Raw genomic sequence first — 6295 nt, forward strand, 5'->3', positions numbered from 1 at the left:
CGCCGGGCCCGGCTCGCGGCCGGGCTCAGTCGGCGATGCGCACGGCCCCGGCGAAGGGGCGGTTGCCGATCGGCGCGATGTGCACGACATCGCCCGTCTGCGGCGCGTGGATCATCATGCCGCCGCCGACATAGATGCCCACGTGGTGCAGGTCGTTGTAGAAGAAGACCAGGTCTCCCGGGCGCATGTCCTCGCGCGAGATGTGGGTGCCCGCCGTCCACTGGCTGCCGGTGTAGTGCGGCAGGCTGATGCCGACCTTCTGGTAGGCCCACATGACCAGGCCGGAGCAGTCGAAGGAATTCGGCCCCTCCGCGCCCCACACGTACGGCTTGAGCTGCTGGGTGAGCGCCCAGCGCGCGGCGGCGGCGGCCTTGCCGTCGCCGATGATCGGCAGGTCCACCTTCGTCCGGGCGCCCCCGCTGGTGCTCGCCAGCGCCTTGCGGAACAGGTCGCTCTCGGCCCGCTTCACCAGGCCGCGGATCTTGCCGCGCTTGGCGTCGATGCCGGAGACGAGCTTCGTGACCTCGTCGGCGCGCGCCTTGGCGCTCTCCTTGGCCCGCTCGGCCGCCTCGATGGCCTTGGTCACCTGGGCGACCTCCTCGCCCTGCTGCTCCTGGACGGCCATGGTGGTGGCCGCGCGGTCCAGGTACGCCTCCGGGTCGCCGGCGCCGGTGAAGGCGAACGCGGAGGCCAGGCCGCCGGACATGTAGGCGTTAGCGGCCAGGAGGCTGGCCTTGTGCCGGCGGGTCTCCAGGTCCTTCTCGCTGGCGGAGAGGTTCTTCTGGGCGATCTCGGCGGCGCGCTCGGCCTGGGTGAGCCTGACCCGCTCGCCGTTGTACTGCTCGGTGAGGGTCTCGATCTCCTCGTGCAGCTTCTCGACCTGGGTGGTCAGCTCCTTGAGGGTGGGCTCGGGGTCGGCGCCGGCCGGGGTGAGCGGCATGCCGAAGGCCATCAGGCCCAGCGTCAGCGCGACGACCGCGGCCCGGCGCAGGAGGCCGTGTCCCCGACCGTGTCCCCGACCGTGTCCCCGACCGTGTCCCGAGGCGTCTCCCCGGCCGTTGCCCCGGCCGTTTCCCCGGGAGTGCCGTGGCGAGCCCGCCCCCGCGTGCCTGCCCGCATGCCGGGTGCCACGGATGCGCGTGCGCTGCACAGACCAGCTCCTCTCCTCGACGCCTACCGGGTTAGCTGACGGGTTCGGGCCGGAGCAGCCCTACCGCGTCCGACGGCGCGGATTCACCCCAGGTCTGGCTGTGGGTCCCCGGCTCCCCTGACGTGGGGATTCGGCGTTCGGCCGGCAGGCCGACATCGAGCCTGGACATTAGTGCACCTGACGAAGGTGCTCAACCAGAACGCTCAACTCTGTAGGGGACTCACAAATGGGAGATCATATGGTGATCTACCTGATTCGTGATCGACAGGGCGTTACGCTGGTTGTATGTGCATCTGGCCTGGTAGTCCAGTGGTCGCGAAACTGTACAAGTCATGAAAAAACGGTCTTATCCGTATCGTGAGCAGATCGTCGCACACCGTTACTGTGCAGCAAAACTCTCAAATTACGGGCGGGCCGGAATTGGGGAGAGGGCGACCACGTACCCTGAACGTTCATGAAGCAGGCACCGGAGCGAGCTGGGACGGGCGTGCGCCCGGACGGGATCACCGTGCGCCGGGCCAGGACGCCGGACGTGCGGAGGATCAGGTATCTCGTCGACACCTATTCCGGCGCCGGGCCGCGCCTGCTGGAGAAGGCCACCGTCACGCTCTATGAGGACGTCCAGGAATTCTGGGTCGCCGAGCACGACGGTGTCGTCGTAGGGTGCGGCGCACTGCACGTGCTGTGGGAGGATCTCGCCGAGATCCGCACCGTCGCCGTGGACCGGGAGTGCCGGGGCCGGGGGATCGGGCACCGGATCGTGGACATGCTCATCCGCACGGCCCGTGAACTCGGGCTGCGCAGGGTCTTCTGCCTCACCTTCGAGGTGGAGTTCTTCGGCAGGCACGGGTTCGAGGAGATCGACGGCACGCCGGTCGCGCCCGAGGTCTACGCCGAGCTGCTGGCCTCCTACGACGAGGGCGTGGCGGAGTTCCTCGATCTTGAACACGTGAAGCCGAACACACTGGGCAACACCCGGATGCTGTTGCACCTTGATGCCGACCAGAAGGCTGACGGCGGCGAAAGGTGACTGTTGATACCTATATCGATACGTTGTGCTGCAGCCAAGCATGTGAGCCTGACCTACGCCGCATGCGCAGTCGAAGCGAGGTGAGACGGTGAGCACCGGACAGCCGCCGTATCCACAGGACGACCCCGAGCGCAATCCCGCGGCGCGGTCTTCGGGTTCCCCTGAATACGGACAGCAGGACCCCGGGCAGGCCCAGCCTGATCCGGACATGACGATCGTGGGATATCGGGCCGACACCGGTCCCGGCCAGGCCCAGCCGTACAACCAGGCCCAGCAGGGTTACGGTCAGCAGGGCTACGGCCAGCAGCAGCCGTACGGGCAGCAGCAGGGTTACGGCCAGCAGCAGTACGGCCAGCAGCCCGGCTACGGTCAGCAGCAGGGTTACGGTCAGCAGGGCTACGGTCAGCAGTACGGCCAGCAGCCCGGCTACGGCGACCAGGCCCAGCAGGGTTACGGCCAGCAGGGATATGGCCAGCAGCAGGGTTACGGCCAGCAGGGCTACGGTCAGCAGTACGGCCAGCAGCCCGGCTACGGCGACCAGGCCCAGCAGGGTTACGGCCAGGAGCAGGCCCAGCAGCCAAGCTATGGCCAGGAGCAGGCCCAGCAACCCGGCTACGGCCAGGAGCAGGCTCAGCAGCCCGGCTACGGCCAGGAGCAGGCTCAGCAGCCCGGCTACGGCCAGGAGCAGGCTCAGCAGCCCGGCTACGGCCAGCAGTACGGCCAGCAGGGTTACGGTCAGCAGCAGGGCTACGGGCAGGACCAGGCTCAGCAGGGGTACGGGCAGCAGGGTTACGGCCAGCAGTCCTATGGACAGCAGGGCTACGGCCAGGAGCAGGCCCAGCAGGGGTACGCCCAGCAGGGCTACGGCCAGCAGCCCGGTTACGAGCAGGCCCAGGGGTACGGCCAGCAGCAGGGCTACGGCCAGGGCTACGGGCAGCAGGGCTACCAGCAGGCCGCCCCCTACGGCCAGCAGCAGTACGGCCAGCCCTACGGGCAGTCCTACGGCGCGCCGGCGGGCGCGCAGCCGCCCGGGGCCCCGGCTCCGCTGGCGGAGTGGTGGCAGCGGCTGGTGGCGCGCATCATCGACGGCGTCCTCGTGGGCATCGTGACGGGGATCATCTCCGTGGTGATCAACATCGCCGTCGTCACCCAGCCGAGCTACGACCTCGCCACCGGAACGGCCAGCGCGGGCGGCGGTTTCTGGCTGGCGACGATCCTGGTCGCGGTGATCAGCGCGGCCATCGCCTTCACCTACGAGTTCTTCCTGTTGAAGTCGAACGGGCAGACCGTCGGCAAGATGGTCATGGGCATCCGGGTGGTCCGGGTCGGCGGCGCGCTGGTGCCGGCCGGGCTGGAGTCCGGGGTCGCCATGCGGCGCGCGGGCGTCACGTGGGGTCCCTACCTCCTGACCATCATCCCGATCGCCGGGCAGCTGCTCTTCGGGATCGTGTACCTGCTGAACGGTCTGTGGCAATTCTGGGACAAGCCGCTCCAGCAGGCCCTGCACGACAAGCTCGGCGGAACGGTCGTGGTCAAGACCAAGTAGCCGGACTGAAATCGGGGGCCGCCGGGCGACCGGCGGCCCCCTTTTCGTGCCCGCAGGACGCGCCCGCTTCCCCGGAAAAGGGGAAGAAACCGGCGGGTACCGCTCGGTAACCCGCCGGAACCGGTTAGGAAGCGCATCCGCATTCACGGCGTCGCCGAGGGGGCCCTTATGGCCGGGGCGGAGGTGCCCTCCGGTGTGCATGGGGTCTCGGGCGCACGCCTGCGCGTCCTCCCCGGGGCGGCCGAATGGCGGGAGAGGACGATCGCGGGCATGCCGCCGCGTCCGCGCTATTACTTTCTCTTCACCGTGTTCTGGCGGGTCTTGGGTCCCGGCGAGGGGGTACTGCGACGATCGGGGGCGGGCAAGGTGGCCGGCGCGTTCACCCGGCTGATCACCGGAGGCGTCTTTGCCGCCTATGAGGGTCCTCTTACATTCCCACTTCGGGCGGACCCCGGGCAAGCGGTGTTGCGGATCCGGGCGGTGTCCGAACCCGGCCGCGTCCTGACAACGGCGGCCATAGGACGGGGCATAGGACGGCCATGGTGAAACGCGGCGTCGTCATGCCGGGACTCTTGGCACCCGGAGGGATTGCCCGGGTCAATCAGTTCGGGAGCGTCTTCGTCATCGGGATCGGGCTCTTGATGATGATCGACATGCCCTCTCAGCAGGGCTTGTGCGGCGAGCCTGCGGTAACGGCGGCGCCGGGGAGCCCGTGCTCACCGGCGTTTCCGTACATGATGATCGACTCGCCGGGGCCGGCGCGGTCTTTTCACAGCAGATTTACAGACGGCATCCGGTAAGCGGGCTGGAGAGACAGCCATTAAGCTGTCGGGCACTAGGAGGGAGCAGATGGCTCCCCTCCGGCACACCGTGGCCCTCCTGGCGCTATCGTCGTGGATGGGCGTCCGCTCGGACGCCCCTGCCGGGCCCGCCGCGGTGTCCGATCTCGCTTGTGAATACCGTGCGCTCCTGGAAACACCGCCGACCCCGTAGCGAGGGCGAATGTTCGATGTATTGTCCGCGTTGATACCCCCGGCCGTCGTGGGCGGGGTGTTCATCTTCGGCGTCCTGAAGCTGGTCCGTTCCGAAGCTGCCGGAAGGCGTCCAAACCGGCACGATGAGGTCGGGAAGCCTAACTGATCCTCTCACGTCCGGGGTCTCCGGGAAACCCCGGCACCGAGCCGAATTGTGTCGCGGTTCTGTGGGGTATATGTTTGGCAGCGAATGAAACAATGCCCTCGCGAAAGGAATGCTAGATGGCCAAGCAGATCCAGGAGATTCTCATCGACGACCTCGATGGCGGCGAGGCCAATGAGACCGTCGCCTTCGCCATTGACGGCACGTCCTATGAGATTGACCTGAGTGACGTGAACGCCAAGAAGCTGCGGGACGCGCTGTCGCCTTTCGTCCAGAGCGCCCGCCGGTCCACCGCGGTGGCCGCGCGCAGGCGTGGTGGCCGTGGCGGCACGCGCGCCATGACTCGGGAGAAGAGCTCGGAGATCCGTTCCTGGGCCAAGGCCCACGGTCTTCCGGTCAGCGAGCGTGGTCGGATCGCTTCTTCGGTGGTCGAGCAGTACGAGGCGGCTCACTAAAGATCGGCTGCCCGAGGCGGGGTGCCGCCGACGGCTGCTCAGCCCGATCTTTTGTCGGAGCGTGCGCTTATGACGGTCGCCTAGGACCCCGGCGGCCGCCATAAGCGCATGATCGCGTTTGCCCGAGTAAACAGCCGTTCGCTTCGGGCGTATCGGGAACACCTCAGCCCCGAACGGTAGTTGGATAGAGCGTGAACGCCCTGCTCTCGGGGAACGTCTTCCCAGAAGAGCACCTCTTCGGGAGAGGGCAAGGTTCCGCCGAGCCAGGGCTACCATGCGGAATGACGGGCCGGATATCCCGGGCCCGCCTGACCGCTCTGTGAGGAGCGACGAGATGTTCGAGAGGTTCACCGACCGCGCGAGGCGGGTTGTCGTCCTGGCCCAAGAAGAGGCCCGGATGCTCAACCACAACTACATCGGCACGGAGCACATTCTTCTTGGCTTGATCCATGAGGGTGAAGGCGTTGCCGCCAAGGCTCTGGAGAGCCTGGGGATCAGCCTTGAGGGTGTGCGCCAGCAGGTCGAGGAGATCATCGGCCAGGGGCAGTCGGCGCCGTCGGGGCACATTCCGTTCACCCCGCGGGCCAAGAAGGTCCTTGAGCTGTCGCTCCGTGAGGCTTTGCAGCTGGGTCACAACTACATCGGGACCGAGCACATCCTTCTTGGTCTCATCCGTGAGGGCGAGGGTGTGGCGGCCCAGGTTCTGGTGAAGCTGGGTGCCGATCTGAACCGGGTGCGGCAGCAGGTCATCCAGTTGCTGCACGGTTACCAGGGCAAGGAGCCGGCGGCGGCGGGCGGGCCGCAGGAGGCCGCGCCGTCGACGTCTCTTGTGCTGGACCAGTTCGGTCGCAATCTCACCCAGGCGGCTCGTGAGGGCAAGCTCGATCCGGTGATCGGGCGTGAGAAGGAGATCGAGCGGGTGATGCAGGTCCTGTCCCGCAGGACCAAGAACAACCCGGTGCTGGTGGGTGAGCCCG

5 protein-coding genes and 1 riboswitch are annotated in these 6295 nt (G+C 67.6%); of the genes, 4 read left to right on the forward strand and 1 reads right to left on the reverse strand.

What is annotated here, in order from left to right; all coding sequences use genetic code 11:
• Window positions 1–25 precede the first annotated feature (25 nt).
• Window positions 26–1150: a C40 family peptidase gene (locus QSK26_RS26625; protein WP_285777982.1), complete on the reverse strand. Its 1125-nt coding sequence runs from the start codon at window positions 1148–1150 to the stop codon at window positions 26–28.
• 5 nt (window positions 1151–1155) lie between these two features.
• Window positions 1156–1296: riboswitch (cyclic di-AMP (ydaO/yuaA leader) on the reverse strand.
• A gap of 308 nt (window positions 1297–1604) precedes the next feature.
• Between QSK26_RS26625 and QSK26_RS26630 the strand changes: the two genes are divergently transcribed.
• From QSK26_RS26630 to QSK26_RS26645, 4 genes are all read left to right on the forward strand, one after another.
• Window positions 1605–2180, forward strand: coding sequence for an amino-acid N-acetyltransferase (locus QSK26_RS26630; RefSeq protein ID WP_285777983.1), 576 nt, complete (start codon window positions 1605–1607; stop codon window positions 2178–2180).
• A gap of 88 nt (window positions 2181–2268) precedes the next feature.
• Window positions 2269–3726 carry an RDD family protein gene (locus QSK26_RS26635; RefSeq protein WP_285777984.1) on the forward strand — a complete coding sequence of 486 codons (1458 nt, stop codon included), beginning with the start codon at window positions 2269–2271 and terminating at the stop codon, window positions 3724–3726.
• 1256 nt (window positions 3727–4982) lie between these two features.
• Window positions 4983–5318 (forward strand): histone-like nucleoid-structuring protein Lsr2, encoded by a 336-nt coding sequence (locus QSK26_RS26640; protein ID WP_285777985.1) that lies wholly within the window; start codon window positions 4983–4985, stop codon window positions 5316–5318.
• A 334-nt stretch (window positions 5319–5652) separates the two neighbouring features.
• The coding region (locus tag QSK26_RS26645) for a Clp protease N-terminal domain-containing protein (protein ID WP_285777986.1) at window positions 5653–6295 on the forward strand (643 nt) is incomplete at its 3' end.

This window comes from Microtetraspora sp. NBRC 13810, from assembly GCF_030268685.1.
Classification (GTDB): domain Bacteria; phylum Actinomycetota; class Actinomycetes; order Streptosporangiales; family Streptosporangiaceae; genus BSRQ01.